Origin of the sequence: Pseudoalteromonas sp. A757 (genome assembly GCF_004103285.1) — a bacterium.
GTDB classification, from domain to species: Bacteria; Pseudomonadota; Gammaproteobacteria; order Enterobacterales; family Alteromonadaceae; genus Pseudoalteromonas; species Pseudoalteromonas galatheae.
Genome location: NZ_QNQN01000065.1, coordinates 12,829 through 31,032, shown reverse-complemented (window position 1 = coordinate 31,032; position 18,204 = coordinate 12,829). Strand labels below are relative to the sequence as shown.

Here is an 18,204-nt window from a genome sequence, read left to right as displayed (position 1 = left end):
ATGGATCACAGAACGCAGCGATTCGCGGCAATTTATAATGAAATAGACAGGCACAGCCTTGGTAAATTGGCTTCAATCTACACCGAGGACATCAGCTTTGTAGACCCTTTTCATAAAATTCAAGGGCTTGACGCGCTAACAAGCTATTTTCAGGGGTTATATGAGAACGTCTCCGATATAGAGTTTCTTGTTACCAACAGTTATGAAGTTGATGACATTAGCTTCATTTACTGGACTATGACATACCAACACCGCAAGCTAAATGGTGGCAAGGATATCAAAGTCGATGGTCATAGTCGTCTGAATTTTATCGGTGACAAAGTGTCGCAGCATCGGGATTATTTCGACAGTGCGCAAATGCTATATCGCCAAATTCCCCTGCTTGGGGGGGTTATTCGGCTTTTAGACAAAAGGATCACGGCATGAGTAATATTTTAATTACCGGCGCAACATCAGGTATAGGCAAAGGCCTTGCTGAATACTATGCGAAGCAGTCTCATCATGTAACTGTCTGTGGTCGCAATACGGAAGTTTTAAATGAATTAGAAAATACCGTAGGGACGAAGGGCAGGGCATTTGATCTAACAAATCGCGATGAGTTGGAGCACAACCTTGAAGACATTGACGGCTTGGATCTAGTGATCCTCAACGCAGGTGGTTGCGAGTATATTGATAATCCTAATCAATTCGACGGCCATTTGTTCGAACGAGTAATGAATATCAACGTCATCTCAATTGGACACTGCCTAGACGTATTACTCCCAAAAATGAAAGTTGGCGGGCAACTTTGTATCGTAAGTTCCAGTAGTGCCTTTTTACCTTTACCTCGTGCTGAAGCGTATGGCGCGTCAAAAGCGGCTGTGAGTTATTTAGCCCGCACTCTGACCGCGACATTAAAAAAAATAGACGTAACCTTAGTTCATCCGGGCTTTGTAGAAACGCCACTAACCGACAAAAACGATTTTCCGATGCCATTTATTGTAAGCGTCGATGACGCCGTTGACTACATCAGTAAAGGAATAGAGAAACGCAAAAAAGAAATACATTTTCCGAAAAGATTTACCCTATTTTTAAAATTTTTCAGGTTACTACCATTTTCGCTGTGGTTACCTCTCGCAAAAAGGATAGCTCGTGGCTAAGATTGCAATAATTGGAAGCGGTATTTCAGGTATGACTGCAGCATACCTTTTAAGTCGTCAACATGACGTAAAAGTGTTTGAAAAAAATGATTATATTGGCGGTCATACGGCAACTATTGATGTTGAACACCAAGGCGAAAAACTCGCGATTGATACTGGCTTTATCGTATTTAACGACAGAACCTATCCAAAATTTGAAAAACTACTGGCTGAGATCGGTATTAGTCGTCAAGAAACTGAAATGAGCTTTAGCGTTCACAACAGTCAATCCAAATTTGAGTACAATGGCCACTCACTCCGCACATTATTTGCGCAAAAGCGTAACCTATTGAGACCAACTTTCTGGCGATTGCTAAAGGATATTGTACGTTTTAATGGTCTCTGTAAGTCACTGTATGAAAAAGACGATTATGAAGGTGTTGAAACGCTCGGCAAACTTCTAGAGAAGCACCACTTTAATGAATTTTTTAAATTGCATTACATCTTGCCTATGGGTGCCGCGATTTGGTCAACTAGTATCAAAGAAATGCTCGACTTTGAAGCTAAGTTCTTTGTCCAGTTTTTCTTCAACCATGGGCTCTTGGACATCACCAATCGCCCTCAATGGTATGTTATCCCAGGTGGTTCCAGGGAATACATTCAACCATTGGTGGCAGAATTTAAAGACAATATTGTGCTTAATGCTGACATCGAAACAGTGGTTCGTGATGAGGCTGGTGTGACCATCATCTTCAAAGATGGTAGTAATGAGTACTTCGATAAAGTCGTCTTTGCGTGTCATAGCGATCAGGCTTTAGCATTACTAAATACCCCATCGAGTGATGAACAAGCGATACTTGGTGCCATCCCTTATACTGCAAACTCTGTAGTGCTACACACTGACACTCGGTTATTGCCAAAACGTCCGCTGGCGTGGGCCAGTTGGAACTATTTATTAAACGAAGCGACGGACAGAGCCGCTGTTGTCACCTATCAAATGAACATACTGCAAGGGTTTGACGCTAAACATCAATACTGCGTCACGTTAAATCATGATGAAGGGATAGCTGAAGACAAAGTGATCCGCCGTTTTGTTTATCATCATCCGGTTTTCAATACCACCAGCATTGCGGCTCAAAAACGTAAAGCTGATATTGATGGTAAACACCATAGTTATTTTTGTGGTGCATACTGGTTCAACGGTTTTCATGAAGATGGTGTGAGAAGTGCAGTAGATGTGGCTGAGCAATTGGGTATCTCATTTTGAATAGTGCAATACTGGTGGGCAAAGTCAGGCATCGGCGGTTTGCCCATGCCAATCACGTATTTTCCTATCCCATGTATATGATGTGGCTAGATTTAAGTGAAATTGACGCACTCAATAGCGTTTCACCAAAGTTTGGTACATCTGGTTTAAAACTGCTTAAGTTTAACCAAGCTGACTATATTATCACAGAAGGGGAAAGCTTAGTTGAGCGCGCACGTGCCAAGTCAAATGCACTAGGAAAGCCCGTTTCTTCACAAATAAAAGTATATTTAATGGCGCAAATACGCTGTTTAGGCTTTTATTTCAGTCCAGTTAATTTCTACTTTTTTGAAGACGAAAAGGGCTCTGGTTTTAGTCATATGCTTGCCGAGGTAAGTAACACGCCTTGGAATGAGCGTCATTTTTATTTAGTTGAATTAAATAAAGATGTGAACTTTAAAAAAGAATTTCACGTATCACCTTTTATGAATTTGGATATGCACTACCATTGGAAAGTGAAGCCACCTGGTAGCAAGACACTAATTCATATTGAAAATAGAAAAGGTGACGAGTTGCTATTTGATGCCACGATGACGCTCAAAAAGCAGGAACTCAATGAAGCAAATATTAATCAATTGCTCAAGCGGTTTCCTGCAATGACATGGAGCATAGCTAAAGGTATTTATTGGCAAGCGTTGAAGTTGTTCTTAAAAAAAGTGCCTTTTGTTGGGCATCCCGGAAGAGTATAAGATGGAAAATACCACGATAATATCCTCATCAATTTCGCTTTCTACGTTTGATAGATTGTATAAAAAACTCGTCTTTGGCGCGTTGAATACTTTAGAAACCGGAAAAGTGGTACTTGTCGAAGGCGACCAAAAATACTGTTTTGGTGACCCAGAAACAAGCCTAAGCGTTGATATTCATGTTCATTCAGCGCAAATGTATAAGCTATTTGCACTTGGCGGCAGTGTTGGAGCGGGGGAATCTTACATTCTTGGTCACTGGAGTTGTTCAGATTTAACCAAACTGATTGAGATCTTCGTCCTAAACCAAGCTCAGCTGGATGCCTTTGAAAATAAGTTTGCATTTTTCTCCGGCATTGTGAATAAGATAAAGCATCTTAAAAACAAAAACTCAAAACAAGGATCAAAGCGTAACATTGTCGCCCACTACGACCTTGGTAACGACCTATATGAATCGTTTTTAAGTGAAGAAATGCTTTATTCTAGTGCAGTGTATCCCTCAAAGGAGGCATCGCTTGAAGAAGCGCAGCAACATAAGTTAGCAGCAATCTGTGAGCGGTTGGATCTTCAGTCAACTGACAAAGTTGTTGAAATTGGCACAGGGTGGGGGGCATTTGCGGTTTATGCTGCGAAAAACTACGGCTGCCATATAACCACGACAACTATTTCAGAAGAGCAGCATGCGTACGTAAAAGCATTGGTTGAAAAAGAAGGGTTGCAGCAGTACATCACGCTACTAAAAAAAGATTATCGCGAATTGGACGGCCAGTATGACAAGCTGGTATCAATTGAAATGATTGAAGCAGTTGGACACGCGTATTTATCGGGCTTTTTTGCTAAATGTAACGGCTTATTAAAGCCTACAGGCGCAATGCTTATTCAAGCTATTACTATAGCTTGTCAACGTTATCAGCACTACCTTAAGCAATCGGATTTCATTCAGCAGTACATTTTCCCCGGCGGTTGTCTTCCTTCCGTGAGTGAAATGAGTAAACAAATCGTAAATTCCACAGATATGGTTGTCCACGAACTCCATGATATCGGTCTGCACTACGCCAGAACGCTATACGATTGGCGTGTTCGGTTTGAAAAAGCATGGCCTTCACTTGATGGTAAACGTTTCGATGAGCGATTTTATCGCCTTTGGCAATTTTATTTATGCTACTGCGAAGGGGCGTTTAAACAAAGAGCAACCAGTGCAGTACATTTAGTCGCCAGAAAACCAAGATATCAGTCACATGTCTGTACTCAAACATTGGATTACTAACGCACTACTCTTCCAAAGTATTTGGTTTGCTGCATTATTTTTTCGAGCAGACGCGCTTTGGTTGATGTTGGTTGGCTGTCTCGTCATGCTCGCAGGGCACCAAAATAAACGGCTCAACTTGGTGCTTGCGCTCGTAGGCTCTGCCATAGGAGTGGGCATTGAACTGATTGCGGTCAAAACCCAGCTTATCAATTATCAAGGTAGTGAATTAGTTCCGCTTTGGCTTTGGGTTTTGTGGATTGCATTGGTACTGACAATAAATAATGCACTTTCCAAACTATTAGCTCTCAAGGCGCCGATATTATTCGTGATATTTTTGGTTTGCGCGCCACCAAGCTATCTTGGAGCAGCTAACTTTGGCGTCATTTCTATATCAATGCCTTGGTACGTTTTTTGGCCAGTTTTTGGCGCGCTGTGGAGTGTGGGATTCTACTTGATAGTGAGTTTTAATCGCATTTTATGGGGTACAAAGCTTGCGCAGTTGCCAGCAAATTGATAGCGTTTGATTACAAACCCACAGGATTCGAGGCGAAACGCAATAAAATAATAAATATTTCGGCGAATTTCGCAATTTGGGGGTTGCACATAAACGCAAAATGCATAAACATAGGTTTTGCTTAGGCAAATTATAAAGTTATAGGAATCTAATAATGAATAAAGCTCAACTAGTTGAAAAGATGGCGGCAGACGCAGAGATTTCAAAAGCAGCGGCAACTCGTGCTTTAGAAGCGTTTACTGGCGCAGTAACTAACACACTAAAAGATGGCGGTTCTGTTGCTTTAGTTGGTTTTGGCACATTCACAGTAAAAGAGCGCGCTGCGCGTACTGGTCGTAACCCACAAACTGGCGCTGAAATCCAAATCCCAGCTGCGAACATTCCTTCGTTCAAAGCAGGTAAAGGCCTAAAAGACCAAGTAAATCCTTAATCCACTCGCTGGACGAGAAAAACCTCCCAAGTCGGAGGTTTTTTTATGCCTATCATATTCATTATAATTGATACCCCTATCTTGAATTTGCTACCATCGCCCCAATCTACAGTTTTTATCTAATAAGTTGTTTAGTCAGTTTTCATGAAGCGTTCTAACCTTTTCGCCGTTATGTCATTACTCATGTTATCATGGGTAGCTGCTGCGTGCGCGACAGGGACGCCTGATGATAACTTATCCCATACTTCTGATACTCATATAACGAGCTTCGAAAACATCGCTCATAAGGGCCTCGCTGACTTCAATCAGTTACCAAGTAAACCTCGTCCTGCGACCCCAATTAAGCTCAGTGGTGAAACTACGCATCACGAAAAGGGCTTATTGCCGGAACGCGAGCGTACTAGCCACCCTAGTTATTTTCTACATCCTAAACAACAAGCCGAGTATGCGCTTGTATTTGAACTCGCAGCAGAAAAATATGTACCGGCCTCTGTCTATGACACCAATAGACCTAAGCCCATGCCTTGGTATATGTGTGATACTCGGCCAAATAATGGCTTTATCGATAACTGTAAACCGGCAAACCTAACCTTCAAAGGCAGCCTAAGCTTCGCCTCTTAATCATTATCTACTACCAATAAAGCACCCAAATAGTAGTTTTTGATACCCACTCTAACGTCTGTATAACCACTATTCGTTAGCAAAAAGGTATCGCTCAGATAGATAATGAGAAAAATATGAAAGATATAAATTCACCAGCGAGGATATCAACCTCTCGTGGTACCGCAGCGCGTGCAAAACGCTTTTTCACAGCGCTTATTGTGTTCCTGTTGATCCTTTGTGCACTACCAAACTTGTATCCCAATAAGAATTTGATTCAAATTCAAGCAAGTAGTAACGAGGTTGTGGCGCTGTCGCTGCCTGAGCTTAAATCTCAGCTAGAAGGAGAGGGATTCAAAGTCAAGCAAATCGAGTCTCATCAAGGTGGCTATTTAGTTGAACTTGAAAACCGCACGCTAACCGCTGAGGCGCGTGCGTATATGGCAGAGTCTCACTCTAAGCTAAGTGTTAAGGTAATTAGTGCTTCAACGATGCCACAGTGGTTAGAAAGTACTGGACTCAAACCTATCAAGCTCGGACTCGACTTGGACGGCGGCGTCTTGTTCGTACTCAAGGTTGACACAGAACAAGCGGCCGAAAATAAATTGCAGTCACTCGCAGATGAGGCCAATAGCTTACGGATCAAAAATCGTTACCGGAACCTATCTATTCCTCAAGTTATCAGTGGTGAGCAGGTTGAGGTCATCGCAAAAGCGCAAGGACAAAACGAACTAGTTGCGCTTACGGCGACACTGCGCGATCTTTATCCACAGTTTACCAGTACAACTCATAAACAGGGCACTTTAACGAAAGTTAACTTCCGCTTTGCAGAAACGAAAAAAGTAGAGTTCGATAAGCAGTTAATGACCCAAGCGCTGTCTACTTTACGTTCACGTATTGAGGAGCTCGGGATCACAGAAGCGGTTACTCAACGTCAAGGCACTAATTATATACGAATTGAATTGCCTGGCGTGCAAGACCCGGAACAAGCCAAGCGTATTATCGGAGCAACAGCAAAGCTTTCATTTCATGCATTACAGGAAGTGGGAGGTCAAAAATTAAAGGATAAATCTGGCGCTTTGGTTTCTATCGACCCAGTTGCTATTTTTGGCGGTGATGAAATTGAGTCTGCAACAGCAGGAAGAGACGAATATGGAAAGCCTTTAGTGCAGCTATTCTTATCCTCTCAAGGTGGTGAAAAGATAAATCGATTTTCTAGAAACAATGTTGGTAAACCAATGGCCACTGTATTCAGTGAATATTACGCGGATACGAAAGGAGAGATTAAGCGCAACACAGAAGTGATTTCAGTCGCCACTATTCAACAAGTATTAAATACTCGATTTAGTATTACCAATATGCAGTCAATGGAACACGCGCAGGAGTTAGCATTATTGTTGCGGGCGGGTTCTCTTGACGCACCAATCACCATAGTTAAAGAGCAAACCATTGGTCCTTCATTAGGTGAAAAAAATATTGAAAGTGGCTTTAAAGCATTGGCATTAGGGTTAAGCCTAACTTTACTGTTTATGGCAGTGTGGTATCGCAAGCTAGGCGCAGTAGCCATTACCTCATTATTGGTAAACCTAGTCTGCCTGATTGGATTAATGTCGCTGCTTCCTGGTGTTGTGCTTACCTTACCTGGCATTGCGGGCCTAGTTTTGACTATTGGTATGGCCGTAGACACCAATGTGATTATTTTCGAGCGAGTTCGCGAATTAAGGCGTAAAGGCATTGGGATGGTTACTGCATTAAAGCAAGGTTATCAACAAGCCATGTCGAGTATTATCGATGCTAACTTAACCACGATGATAACCGCTCTGATCCTGCTTGGTATCGGTTATGGACCAGTAAAAGGGTTCGCGATCACTTTGGCGCTGGGCATAGTAACCAGTATTTTCGCCGGTGTGGTTGTCTCCGGTATGTTATCAGAATCTCTTTATTCAAAATCACGTAAAGGCGTAAAGTAAAATGACAAGTAAAACGCAAAAGGCAAGATTCGTCGGGCTAATTTCAGGGTTGTTACTTGTCCTTGCAAGTCTCATAGCCATCACCCAAAAAGGCATTATATTAGGCCAAGACTTTACCGGCGGTTACGTTACGGTTATCGACTTACCCAAGCAAAAGAGCCAAACAGAAATGCAAAACAAGCTAGCTGAGCTTGGTGTTCAAAATGCGCGAATCTCTCTACAAAACGATGGTAGCTGGCGAGTTTTCCAAACCCCTCAGTCCACCGATGAAACACACGTCAAACAGTGGATAGAAGGACTTGAAACACAATGGCAAGCAAGCGTATTAGATGCCAGTTATCTTGGTGCGCAGGTGGGTAATGAGTTAATCGAACAAGGTGGCCTTGCAGGCATATTCGCATTACTTAGTGTATTGATTTACTTGGCGTTTAGATTTGAGTGGCGCTTGGCCGTCTCCGCAAGTATCGCGCTTTTCCATGATGTGATTGTAACGCTTGGCTTGTTTGCAATAACGCAAGTAGAGTTTGACTTAACTGTGCTTGCAGCGCTGCTAGCGATTATTGGTTATTCACTCAACGATTCGATTGTCATTGGTGATAGGGTTAGGGAGTTGCTGTTTGAAGAGCAGTGGAAGACCAGTCCCGTAGGCAAGACCATAGACCAAGCGATAAAGGACTCAATGAGCCGCACGTTGATCACCTCTTTGACAACGCTTACTACTGTGTTAGCGATATGGTCGCTAGGCGGTGCTGGGCTTAATAGCTTTGCCATGGCGTTATGTTGCGGCATTCTCATTGGAACTCTGTCTTCTTTGGCTGTCAGTGCAACTTTGCCACAGTTTCTAGGGTTGTCGTTTAATAACTACCTGAAAGAAGAATCTGAGGCAGCAAAACGGCAGCTCGCTGAGCCATAAGTTTTAGATACAATTTAGGTTAAAAAAGTAGCAATTGCTCTTTTTTAACCTTATCGTACTGATGTATAATTCGCACTTCGAAAGGAGCCGGATAAGGATTAATGTCAAAATATAGTTATCAAACTCGGTGCGGGAAAGTAACCCTCTGGACCGAGCAAAATATCCTCTTTGCCTGTTTCGAAGGAAACATTAATGAGTCTATGATCCATTATTTTTCTAGGGCGCTAGAGCAATGTCGAGCTGAGATCCACGCCTCGACATGGGGTTACGTGAGTTATTCAGAAAAGGCCATAGCTGCGACACCAGAAGCCTATAAGTTACTGGTAAACACAGCAAAGCGCTGTTTGCAGTTGGGCTGTGTTAGTGCTGCGTATGTGTTGAAGTCGGCAATTGCGAAAAGCCAGATTGAAAAAATGCGCAAAGAAATAGGTATGCCAGAGCCATTAGATCAAGTTTTATTTGCTGATGTAGGCGCTGCCATTGAGTTTGTAAAAAGTACTTTAGCTACACCTGAAAAGTTGTCGGTATAAGACATCCTAATTTTATATATAAGTGACGTTACCTACTGGGACGAGCATTTATAATCAGTTTGATTGCGCCTTCACTGTCAAGGCTTCATTAGGCCGCATCTCGCAACGCGCGATGATGCGGTTGTTTTTATCTTGTTCTTGTCTAAGCAACATACCTTCGTTATTTTTTGTCCACCACACAAACCCATCACCTTGATATTTTGCCCCGCTGGCTGAACGAGCAACCTTCAATTTAACCACTTGTTCGTTAAAATGGACAATTGCCTCATTTCTATCGTTGTAGTCAACCTTTATCACCGAATTATTATCGCATTGGTAGCGACTAAGTGTTTCACTCAGCTCAATTTTACGATTTGATATGTCCTCGCCACATGCACTGAGAGCAGTGGTAATTAAAATAGCAAAGGCAATTTGAGATTTCATAAACAGACTCCGACGAGAAAAAGACGGTATCTGATAATCTAGCGCAGACGGATGAAGTTAAGGTGAATAGTGTGGTTACAAGGCAATAAAAAGCGGCATAAAAAAGGCCCCGAGGGCCTTTAAACATGATTACAAGTTAATTAATCCTTTACAGGAATAGTATTAGGGGGACTCTGTGCTTCGCGTATTTTTGGCGTGTATATTCGTTTAGTCATCACCATAAAGAAAATTGGTGTAAACAATAGACCAAACAAGGTAACCCCTATCATTCCTGAGAATACCGCAATACCCATGGTTTCGCGCATTTCAGCACCCGCACCAGTTGCAAGTACCAGAGGTACAACCCCTGCGGTAAAGGCAATTGACGTCATCAAAATAGGACGTAAACGTAGTTTACATGCCTCAATAATTGACTCCAAATTAGTCTTGCCTTGCTCGTACTCTTCTTTTGCAAATTCCACCATTAGGATTGCATTTTTACACGCCAAAGCAACCAAAACGATAAGTGCAATCTGGGTAAAGATATTATTGTCACCCCCTGTTAGCCACACCCCAACTAATGCTGACAGTATGGTCATTGGTACAATGAGGATGATTGCAAATGGTAGCTTTAGGCTTTCGTATTGCGATGCCAAAACCATAAACACCAAGAGTACAACCAGTGGGAAGATATACACCATCACGTTACCCGCGAGGATCTGCTGATAGGTGACTTCAGTCCACTCAAATGCCATGCCTTCGCTAAGCGTTTCGTTTAGCACGGCTTCAATTGCCATTTGCGCTTGATCCGAAGAATAGCCGGGCGCAGGGCTGCCATTTAACTCGGCAGTCGGATACCCGTTATAGTGCATAACACGATCAGGTCCCGTTGTCGGCGTGACTTTGAGTACTGCGCCAAGTGGCACCATTTGACCATAGTTATTTCTTACTTTGTAAGACAGAATTTGTGCTGGATCTGAGCGAAAGTTAGCGTCAGCTTGAGCGGTGACCTGATAAGTGCGGCCAAATAAGTTAAAGTCATTAACGTACATTGAGCCTAAATAGATCTGTAATGCATTAAACACCTCCTCAAGCGGTACGCCTTGTACCATAGCTTGCTCACGGTCGATATCAATGTCCATTTGTGGTACTTGGATCCTAAAGCTTGAGTACAGTCCCATTAGCTCCGGTTGTTGCTGCGCTTTTGCTATCACTGCTTGTAAATCCGAGAATAGCTTCTCAAAGCCAAGGTTTGCTCTATCTTCAATTTGCAGTTTAAAACCACCAGTCGTGCCTAAGCCTTGAATTGGTGGCGGAGGGAAGACCGCGACAAACGCTTCATCTATGATGGCAAACTTTTGATTAAGCTGCGCTGCGATTGACGACGCATACAACTCAGGCGATGTGCGATTTTCAAATTTGTCTAGGGCAACAAATACAATCCCGCTATTTGGGCTGTTTGTAAAACCATTTACTGAAAGCCCAGGGAAAGACACAGAATGTAAAACGCCTGGAGTCTGTAATGCAATTTGTTCCATCTCACGTACAACGGCTTCTGTTCTATCCAAACTCGCAGCGTCTGGCAGTTGGGCAATCGCAACAAGATACTGTTTGTCCTGCTGCGGAATAAAGCCGCCAGGGATGGTGCTAAACAACTTAGTAGTAGCAAAAATTAACCCTAAATAAACCACCAACACAATGGTGCTCAGTCTAATAAGTTTTTTTACTAGTCCAACATAGCCGTGAGCTGCCTTATCAAAAAAGCGATTAAACGGTTTGAATAGCCACTGACCAAACAATTTATCTAACACTACTGTGAGTTTGTCAGGTTTAGCACCGTGCGGTTTTAACAGTAGTGCAGCTAGCGCTGGTGATAATGTTAATGAGTTAAATGCCGAGATCAGCGTCGAAATCGTGATCGTGAGGGCAAACTGTTTGTAAAACTGGCCTGACAACCCGGTAATAAATGCAGTTGGAATAAACACTGCACAAAGCACCAATGCAATCGCTATAATAGGGCCTGTCACCTCCGACATCGCTTGTTTAGTTGCCTCAAAGGGCGCAAGGCCGTTTTCAATATTACGCTCAACGTTTTCAACCACGACGATGGCATCATCGACTACGATACCGATTGCCAGTACCAAACCAAACAACGACAACGTATTGATAGAAACACCAAGCCACTGCATTGCAGCAAAAGTACCAACTAACGATACAGGCACGGCCACCAGCGGAATAATCGAAGCGCGCCATGTTTGCAAGAATAAGATAACAACTAATACCACAAGTACGATGGCTTCTAATAATGTCGAAATTACCGCATCGATTGAGCCGCGAACAAAGATTGTCGGATCGTAAACGATATCGTATTCAACCCCTTCAGGAAAACGTGTCGATAACTCTTTCATGGTTTCACGCACCTGATCCGACAGCTCTATCGCGTTAGAACCAGGACGCTGGAAAATCGGCATTGCCACCGCTTCGTTACCATCTAGCAAAGCTCTTAACGCGTAGTTATCTTGTCCAAGCTCAACTCGGCCAATGTCTTTGAGTCTAGTGATCGCACCATCGCCTGATACGCTAACAATAATATTGTCAAATTCACTGGTATCTGCCAAACGGCCTTTAACGTTTAACAGAATTTGGAATTGATTTTCATTGGTTGTGGGTTGAGCACCCAAAGAGCCAGCTGCTACTTGGCGGTTTTGTTGTTGGATTGCTCGGACCACATCGCTTGCGGTTAAGTTTCTTTCAGCCAATTGCTCGGGGTTTAGCCATATCCGCAACGCGTATTTACCGCCGCCGAATAGTTTTACATCACCAACTCCCGGCAAACGCGCTATCTGATCTTTGACATAAATATCGGCATAGTTAGAGAGGTAGCTGGTATCATGCGAGCCACTTGGCGATACCAAGTGCACCACCATAGTGAGATCTGGTGACGCCTTTTCAGCCACAACCCCTAAGCGTTGTACTTCTTGCGGTAATCTTGGAATAGCGCTATTTACTCGGTTTTGTACTTGCACTTGGGCTCGGTCTAAGTCAGTACCAAGTGCAAAAGTCACGGTAAGTGTTAAACGACCATCACTGGTTGCTTGAGAAAACATATACAGCATGTTTTCAACACCATTGATCTCTTGTTCAAGCGGCGTTGCAACGGTTTCAGCAATGACTTTTGGGTTGGCACCGGGGTAGGTTGCAGATACCACAACGGTCGGCGGGACCACCTCTGGATACTCACTCACGGGAAGCTGAAAAAGGGAAATGGCCCCAGCGATTAATATCACGAGTGACATCATCGCCGCAAAAATAGGGCGCTTAATGAAAAAATGGGAAAATTTCATTATTAGTTTAATCCTTGTGAAGAATCGCTTGGCGTCATCGCAACCACTTCTGTGGCAATGTTATCTGGCAAAGTAAGCGTCACGGAATTTGGGCTTATTGGCATGCCTGGGCCTACACGCGCTGGACCATTCACCGCGATACGCTCTCCTGCGGCTAAACCCGACTCAACAGCGCGAAATTTGCCATAGCGATTACCGAGTGTGATTAGACGATATTCAAGTGTATTAGACTCATTTACGACTAGAACAAAACGATTTTTAAGATCTGTACCAACAGCGCGGTCTGGAATTAATACTCGATCGTTTTGCTCACCGGATGAAAGACTCACTCGTGCAAACGAGCCGGGTCGTAGCTGTCCACTGTGATTATCAAAAGAAGCGCGTACTTTTAGGGTTCCGGAATGGTCATCAATGGCGTTGTCAATAAAGTCTAGCTTACCCATAACTGGCTGTGACTCACGGCCCAGTAGCTGTAATTTCACAGGAAGCGACTCACCTTCAGTCACTGATGCAAACTGACTATTCCAAGTGCGTTCATCGATATCAAAATACGCATACATCTTATCGGTTGCAACTATCGTAGTAAGTAACGTGTCGTTTGCTCTAATGGTGTTACCTTGAGTGACCTCGGCAAAGGAAATTTTGCCGCTGATTGGTGCTGTGATCTTACTAAACTCTAAGTTTAGTTGGGCTGCTTTAAATGAAGCCCTAAGCGCATCTAGTTCGGCTTCACGCTGCGCGGTAAGCGAAACACGAGCATCGACCTCTTCGGTCGAAATCGCTTTTTGCTTGCTTAATCGAAGCGCTCGCGCAGACTCACTTTTTGCTTGCGAAAGCGCCGCTTCGGCACGTTTCACCTGTGCGGCAAGGCTGGCAACCTCAGCTAGGAAAGTTCTGTCGTCCAGCTCAAATAGAACATCGCCTTGGCGCACCGTATCTCCTTCTTTGAAGTTTACCGAGCTGATCACTCCCGTGACTCGAGCGCGAAGTGCGACTTCGTTTGGAGAAGAAAGACGTGTTGTATAGGTATGCCAATCAGCAATGCTAATTTGTGGTGTTGCAGCTACATCAATTGGTTGAATAGGCGGAGTTTGAATGCTTGCCTGCTCAGCTTCGCCACATGCACTTAGCAGTAGCAAAGCAGAAATAATCGTTGCGAGTTGCGTTGGTTTTAACATAGTTCCTCCTTTGTGTATGGAGGTAACTATACGTTTCATTTGTTGCATTAAATATAAGTAAAATGGAATATGATTGGTGCTTAATTGGAATCAATTGACTTGAATAAAAAATCAAATGATTTTTTTATGTGATTTGCGTGAGATCTAAGATAAATCCTCTCGATTGATTTAAAATAACAAAAAGTCTAATGGAATTGAATTATGTCTAACGTCAACCATTTACAATCCCTTTTGAGTGTGTTGCTGAATAAAAGTGACGATGCAGTTGCTATTGTCAGCAACAAATCGGTACTTGAATTTTGTAATAAAGCAATGGCAAAGCTAATCGGACAACCTTCGTCTCATTTAACTGGGCGCACACTGAGTAATATCTTCGACCCACAAACAGACGATACGTTTGATGACAGGCTCGATGGGGATGAACTCACCGAGTGGTTTTTAGGCTTAAGCAATGGCTGTGAATTAGACTATCCAGAAATTGAAATTGATACCTTAAACGGTGAGTTTTTTAAATTACGATGTTTTCCGTTGCAAGATGATGCCTTTGCTATCTACGGAGACAATATCACTACAACAAAAGCGATGTGTAGCGAACTCGAACATTTACGTAAAGAACTTGATTTTATTACCAAAACTGATCCATTAACCGGCGTCGCCAGTCGTAGGCAGCTAAGCGATAAAATTGATAGTCAAATTAGGTTATATGAACGTTACAGAACACCGTTTAGTGTGATACTGACAGATCTTGATAACTTCCGTGCAATTAACGAGCGATTCGGTCATGAAGCGGGAGATATGGTATTAGTTCATGTGAGCTCATTACTCTCTGAAATGTTAAGAGACACGGATTTAATAGCCCGATTAGGTGGAGAGGAATTCGCGTTGGTGCTGCCCAATACTGGGTTAGAGGGCGCGACCCTTGTTGCCGAGCGAGCACGCAACCTGATTGAGCAGACATCATTTCAGATTGCCGTAGCAGAGGAGGTCGATATTACCAGCTCTTTTGGGGTCGCTGAATTTGGCGCGGGCGAGACTGGTGTTGAAAGCATTGTGCGTCGCGCAGATACAATGTTACAAGAAGCCAAAGTCAATGGCAGGAATCAAGTTATTCCAAATCCGCACTAATTAAGGCCAATCGTTAAAATGTAATAATGCTTAACTAAGCTAGTTCCTTCGAGCAGTAGATAAGTGCGCCTAATATGGCGCATTTTGAAGTTAAGGAACAATGATAATGGCAAGTTTTACCCGTCGAGATTTTATTAAAAGTGCATTAATGGGCGTTGGCGCGGCAACAATTAGCGTCTCGTTAGTAGGTTGCGGCAGTAGTGATAGTAAAGCCGTTGCAAGCAACGATTTTGCTGTCGTATTTAATCATGGTGTCGCAAGTGGCGATCCTTTAGCTGATAGCGTTATATTGTGGACGCGTGTCACTCCTGAAGGTACACCCAATAGTGTGGATGTCACTCTACAAGTATCAGAATCAGAAGACTTTGGTGTCTTACTACAAAGCCACCAGCTGGCCGCATTAGCAAAAAACGATTACACCGTTAAAGTAGATCTTAATGGCCTGACTGCAAATAGCCGCTACTTTTATCGCTTTGTCACTAAGGAAACGCATTCTCCCATAGGTAAATGCAAGACCTTACCCGTTAACGATGTCACTCAGGTAAAACTTGCCGTGATGTCTTGTGCAAATTATCCGGCAGGTTACTTTCATGTCTACGCAGAGGCTGCAAAACGCAGTGATTTAGACGCGGTATTACATTTAGGTGACTACATATACGAATATGGGATGGGTGGGTATGCCACTGAAAATGCCGACGCCATGGGCCGAGGGCTGGATGCAGATAATGCGAACGAGATTATTTCATTAAATGATTATCGTCGTCGCTATGCTAAATATCGTACCGATTTTGGCCTGCAAGCTCTCCACGCCAGTACGCCATTTATTGCGGTATGGGACGACCATGAGGTATGTAATGACTCATACATGGATGGTGCTGAGAACCATAACGAGGGAGAAGGGGAGTACACAGCCCGGAGGCTTGCCGCACTGCAAGCCTACTATGAATGGATGCCAGTACGTCCGATGGTTAAGGATCAACTCGAGAGCCTCTATCGTAAATTTGAATTTGGCGATTTGTTGTCACTTTATATGCTAGATACTCGTCACGAGAGCCGAGCTAAAGCACTTGACTATCAAGATTATATTGACCCTACAACAGGACAAGTGGATTTTGCCGGATTTCAGGCGGATCTCACCGCGCCTTCCCAACAGCTGTTGGGTATAAATCAATTGACTTGGCTAACCGATAACATGAAGGCATCGGCAGCGAAGTGGCAAGTCTTAGGGCAACAAGTATTGATGACCAAAATGGTGATCCCAGCCGAGCTGCTTATGTCTCTTGCAAATCCTTCTGCACAAATGTCGACGCAATTAACAGAGCTTGCTCAAATTAAGAGCAGACTGCTTGCTGGTGATTCAACGTTGTCAGAACAAGAAAAGGCGCGAGTCACGTCTACTGCTCCTTATAACTTGGATGCATGGGATGGCTATCCGATTGAACGTGAAGTGATTTTACAAACTGCAAAAGCGGCCAATAAAAACTTAGTTGTCGTTGCTGGAGATACGCACAACGCGTGGTCTGGTAAGCTCTGCGATGCAAGCGGAACCGTCTGTGGCCAAGAATACGCGACAGCTTCTGTCAGCTCTCCGGGGCTTGAGCATTACTTGCAATTAGGCGATGAGCAGGCGCTACAATTTGCTGAGGTATTGCAATTACTAGTCGATGACCTTGAGTATGCGAATATTCATCAGCGTGGTTATTTAACGCTTAATTTCACAAAAGAGAAGGTGGAAAGTGAGTGGCATTTTGTCAATACAGTTAAGCAAGAGCAGTTTGAAAGCCACAATAAACAGCGCGAGCTTTTACTTTAGGTACTACAAACAATTCGCGAGACACTAATTTACTGCTTAGTAAAAGGTGCGTAAAGGGGCTTTACAGCCCCTTACATTTAACTATTTTATCTTGCGAGAGCAGCGCTGTTACCTTGAACGGTTTCTTTTTATCCCCTTTAACTTTAACTTTTGCAATATCTAAATATTGAAAGTCTCCAGGAGCATTTAGACGCCATAGATTCTTTGCCTGTTCAGAAAAGCAAAACTCTCCCGTATCTCCATGTATCAACAACAACGGATAACTCAGTCGGGCTGCATATTCTGCAAGTGTCTCTCGATATAATTGATAACCATCACATTTAGCTTTTGAGTTTTTATGACATCGTCCTGAGTGCTTCTCTTTTTGATACAGGTCGGCTTGTAGAAATATCACCGCGGCTTTATGGCTTGGTGTTAGCAAGCTATTTAACCACTTCATATTCTCGACATCACGACGATAGGACTCAGCGTGCACCGCTGTTTTATCAGATAATAATATTTGTCTGCGACCGCTGTTGGTGCCTGGTACATGTAAGGTTAAAAACTGTACATCATCCACTAGCCAAGATTGATTTTCCGGTATTGTTTGCTGGCGACTGAACTTTGGCAGGCTAGGCATTTGTACTGCAAAGTGTTGACGAACGAAGTCTAATCTTTCTAGTTCATCAAACCTAGGGTTTAGGGTCTCACGGTCGCAGTCCGTCCAATCATTGTCTCCGGGAGTGAATATAAAAGGTTGACTACTCACACTTGAGATCAGGGCATAATTATCTTTAAGCAGCTGATCAGTACAGGGCTCAGCACCAGATTTCATATCACCTACATGCACCATAAAATCATGCTGTGTATCGTTTACCTTTTCATGCAGTGCACCATTAGGCATCAGCATGGCCCTGTCCATCTCCGTGTAGGGCATATCACCAAAGACTAAAAAGGACGCTGCCGATGCTTGAAATACACTGAGCATAGGCATCACTGCCATGGCGAATAATTTAACGAGCTGCACAATAATTCTCCTTTATGTTA

At 43.3% G+C, this 18,204-nt stretch carries 17 protein-coding genes; 13 read left to right on the top strand and 4 right to left on the bottom strand.

The features are described 5' to 3' along the window. The 11 genes from DRB05_RS08605 (at position 1) to DRB05_RS08555 (ending at position 9,316) form a co-directional block, all read left to right on the top strand. Positions 1-426: a nuclear transport factor 2 family protein gene (locus DRB05_RS08605; RefSeq protein WP_128726574.1), complete on the top strand. Its 426-nt coding sequence runs from the start codon at positions 1-3 to the stop codon at positions 424-426. Beyond that, a complete protein-coding gene (locus DRB05_RS08600; RefSeq protein ID WP_128726573.1) occupies positions 423-1,139 on the top strand; it encodes an SDR family NAD(P)-dependent oxidoreductase in 717 nt (238 codons plus the stop codon). Before DRB05_RS08605 ends, DRB05_RS08600 begins: the two co-directional genes overlap by 4 nt. Next, on the top strand, positions 1,132-2,385 hold the full coding sequence (locus tag DRB05_RS08595) for an FAD-dependent oxidoreductase (protein WP_128726572.1): 1,254 nt from the start codon (positions 1,132-1,134) through the stop codon (positions 2,383-2,385). Before DRB05_RS08600 ends, DRB05_RS08595 begins: the two co-directional genes overlap by 8 nt. Next, a complete protein-coding gene (locus tag DRB05_RS08590) occupies positions 2,382-3,113 on the top strand; it encodes a DUF1365 domain-containing protein (RefSeq protein ID WP_128726571.1) in 732 nt (243 codons plus the stop codon). The genes DRB05_RS08595 and DRB05_RS08590 overlap by 4 nt, the downstream gene beginning before the upstream one ends. A 1-nt stretch (position 3,114) precedes the next feature. Continuing rightward, the gene (locus DRB05_RS08585; RefSeq protein WP_128726570.1) at positions 3,115-4,377 is read left to right on the top strand and encodes a cyclopropane-fatty-acyl-phospholipid synthase family protein; all 1,263 of its coding nucleotides are present in this window, start codon (positions 3,115-3,117) and stop codon (positions 4,375-4,377) included. Beyond that, positions 4,349-4,873, top strand: coding sequence for a DUF2878 domain-containing protein (locus DRB05_RS08580; protein WP_128726569.1), 525 nt, complete (start codon positions 4,349-4,351; stop codon positions 4,871-4,873). Before DRB05_RS08585 ends, DRB05_RS08580 begins: the two co-directional genes overlap by 29 nt. A gap of 154 nt (positions 4,874-5,027) precedes the next feature. After that, positions 5,028-5,303 carry an HU family DNA-binding protein gene (locus DRB05_RS08575; RefSeq protein ID WP_088532597.1) on the top strand — a complete coding sequence of 92 codons (276 nt, stop codon included), beginning with the start codon at positions 5,028-5,030 and terminating at the stop codon, positions 5,301-5,303. A 144-nt stretch (positions 5,304-5,447) separates the two neighbouring features. Continuing rightward, positions 5,448-5,924, top strand: coding sequence for a hypothetical protein (locus tag DRB05_RS08570; protein WP_128726568.1), 477 nt, complete (start codon positions 5,448-5,450; stop codon positions 5,922-5,924). A gap of 116 nt (positions 5,925-6,040) precedes the next feature. Then, positions 6,041-7,873, top strand: a complete 1,833-nt coding sequence (gene secD, locus DRB05_RS08565; RefSeq protein WP_128726567.1) for a protein translocase subunit SecD — start codon at positions 6,041-6,043, stop codon at positions 7,871-7,873. Position 7,874: 1 nt separating this feature from the next. After that, a complete protein-coding gene (gene secF, locus DRB05_RS08560; protein ID WP_128726566.1) occupies positions 7,875-8,786 on the top strand; it encodes a protein translocase subunit SecF in 912 nt (303 codons plus the stop codon). 101 nt (positions 8,787-8,887) lie between these two features. Continuing rightward, the gene (locus tag DRB05_RS08555; protein ID WP_128726565.1) at positions 8,888-9,316 is read left to right on the top strand and encodes a hypothetical protein; all 429 of its coding nucleotides are present in this window, start codon (positions 8,888-8,890) and stop codon (positions 9,314-9,316) included. 54 nt (positions 9,317-9,370) lie between these two features. Here DRB05_RS08555 and DRB05_RS08550 read toward each other — a convergent pair whose 3' ends face one another. From DRB05_RS08550 to DRB05_RS08540, 3 genes are all read right to left on the bottom strand, one after another. Further along, the gene (locus tag DRB05_RS08550; protein WP_128726564.1) at positions 9,371-9,739 is read right to left on the bottom strand and encodes an MliC family protein; all 369 of its coding nucleotides are present in this window, start codon (positions 9,737-9,739) and stop codon (positions 9,371-9,373) included. Positions 9,740-9,879: 140 nt separating this feature from the next. After that, entirely contained in the window at positions 9,880-13,062 is a 3,183-nt protein-coding gene (locus DRB05_RS08545) for a multidrug efflux RND transporter permease subunit (protein WP_128726563.1), read from the bottom strand. Positions 13,063-13,064: 2 nt separating this feature from the next. After that, positions 13,065-14,240, bottom strand: a complete 1,176-nt coding sequence (locus tag DRB05_RS08540) for an efflux RND transporter periplasmic adaptor subunit (protein WP_128726562.1) — start codon at positions 14,238-14,240, stop codon at positions 13,065-13,067. Positions 14,241-14,441: 201 nt separating this feature from the next. On the opposite strand from DRB05_RS08540, the gene DRB05_RS08535 reads away from it, so the two are divergent. Beyond that, positions 14,442-15,365, top strand: a complete 924-nt coding sequence (locus DRB05_RS08535; protein WP_128726561.1) for a sensor domain-containing diguanylate cyclase — start codon at positions 14,442-14,444, stop codon at positions 15,363-15,365. Positions 15,366-15,471: 106 nt separating this feature from the next. Next, entirely contained in the window at positions 15,472-17,178 is a 1,707-nt protein-coding gene (locus tag DRB05_RS08530) for an alkaline phosphatase D family protein (protein ID WP_128726560.1), read from the top strand. Positions 17,179-17,239: 61 nt separating this feature from the next. Here the strand turns inward: DRB05_RS08530 and DRB05_RS08525 are convergent, their stop codons facing one another. Continuing rightward, positions 17,240-18,184, bottom strand: coding sequence for a hypothetical protein (locus tag DRB05_RS08525; RefSeq protein ID WP_128726559.1), 945 nt, complete (start codon positions 18,182-18,184; stop codon positions 17,240-17,242). Positions 18,185-18,204: the final 20 nt, after the last annotated feature.

Bases quoted from the DNA above. Each gene is read 5' to 3' on its own strand.
- DRB05_RS08605 (WP_128726574.1), top strand. From the start codon at position 1: ATGGATCACAGAACGCAGCGATTCGCGGCAATTTATAATGAAATAGAC.
- DRB05_RS08600 (WP_128726573.1), top strand. From the start codon at position 423: ATGAGTAATATTTTAATTACCGGCGCAACATCAGGTATAGGCAAAGGC.
- DRB05_RS08585 (WP_128726570.1), top strand. From the start codon at position 3,115: ATGGAAAATACCACGATAATATCCTCATCAATTTCGCTTTCTACGTTT.
- DRB05_RS08580 (WP_128726569.1), top strand. From the start codon at position 4,349: ATGTCTGTACTCAAACATTGGATTACTAACGCACTACTCTTCCAAAGT.
- DRB05_RS08575 (WP_088532597.1), top strand. From the start codon at position 5,028: ATGAATAAAGCTCAACTAGTTGAAAAGATGGCGGCAGACGCAGAGATT.
- DRB05_RS08570 (WP_128726568.1), top strand. From the start codon at position 5,448: ATGAAGCGTTCTAACCTTTTCGCCGTTATGTCATTACTCATGTTATCA.
- secD (WP_128726567.1), top strand. From the start codon at position 6,041: ATGAAAGATATAAATTCACCAGCGAGGATATCAACCTCTCGTGGTACC.
- secF (WP_128726566.1), top strand. From the start codon at position 7,875: ATGACAAGTAAAACGCAAAAGGCAAGATTCGTCGGGCTAATTTCAGGG.
- DRB05_RS08555 (WP_128726565.1), top strand. From the start codon at position 8,888: ATGTCAAAATATAGTTATCAAACTCGGTGCGGGAAAGTAACCCTCTGG.
- DRB05_RS08550 (WP_128726564.1), bottom strand. From the start codon at position 9,739: ATGAAATCTCAAATTGCCTTTGCTATTTTAATTACCACTGCTCTCAGT.
- DRB05_RS08545 (WP_128726563.1), bottom strand. From the start codon at position 13,062: ATGAAATTTTCCCATTTTTTCATTAAGCGCCCTATTTTTGCGGCGATG.
- DRB05_RS08540 (WP_128726562.1), bottom strand. From the start codon at position 14,240: ATGTTAAAACCAACGCAACTCGCAACGATTATTTCTGCTTTGCTACTG.
- DRB05_RS08535 (WP_128726561.1), top strand. From the start codon at position 14,442: ATGTCTAACGTCAACCATTTACAATCCCTTTTGAGTGTGTTGCTGAAT.
- DRB05_RS08530 (WP_128726560.1), top strand. From the start codon at position 15,472: ATGGCAAGTTTTACCCGTCGAGATTTTATTAAAAGTGCATTAATGGGC.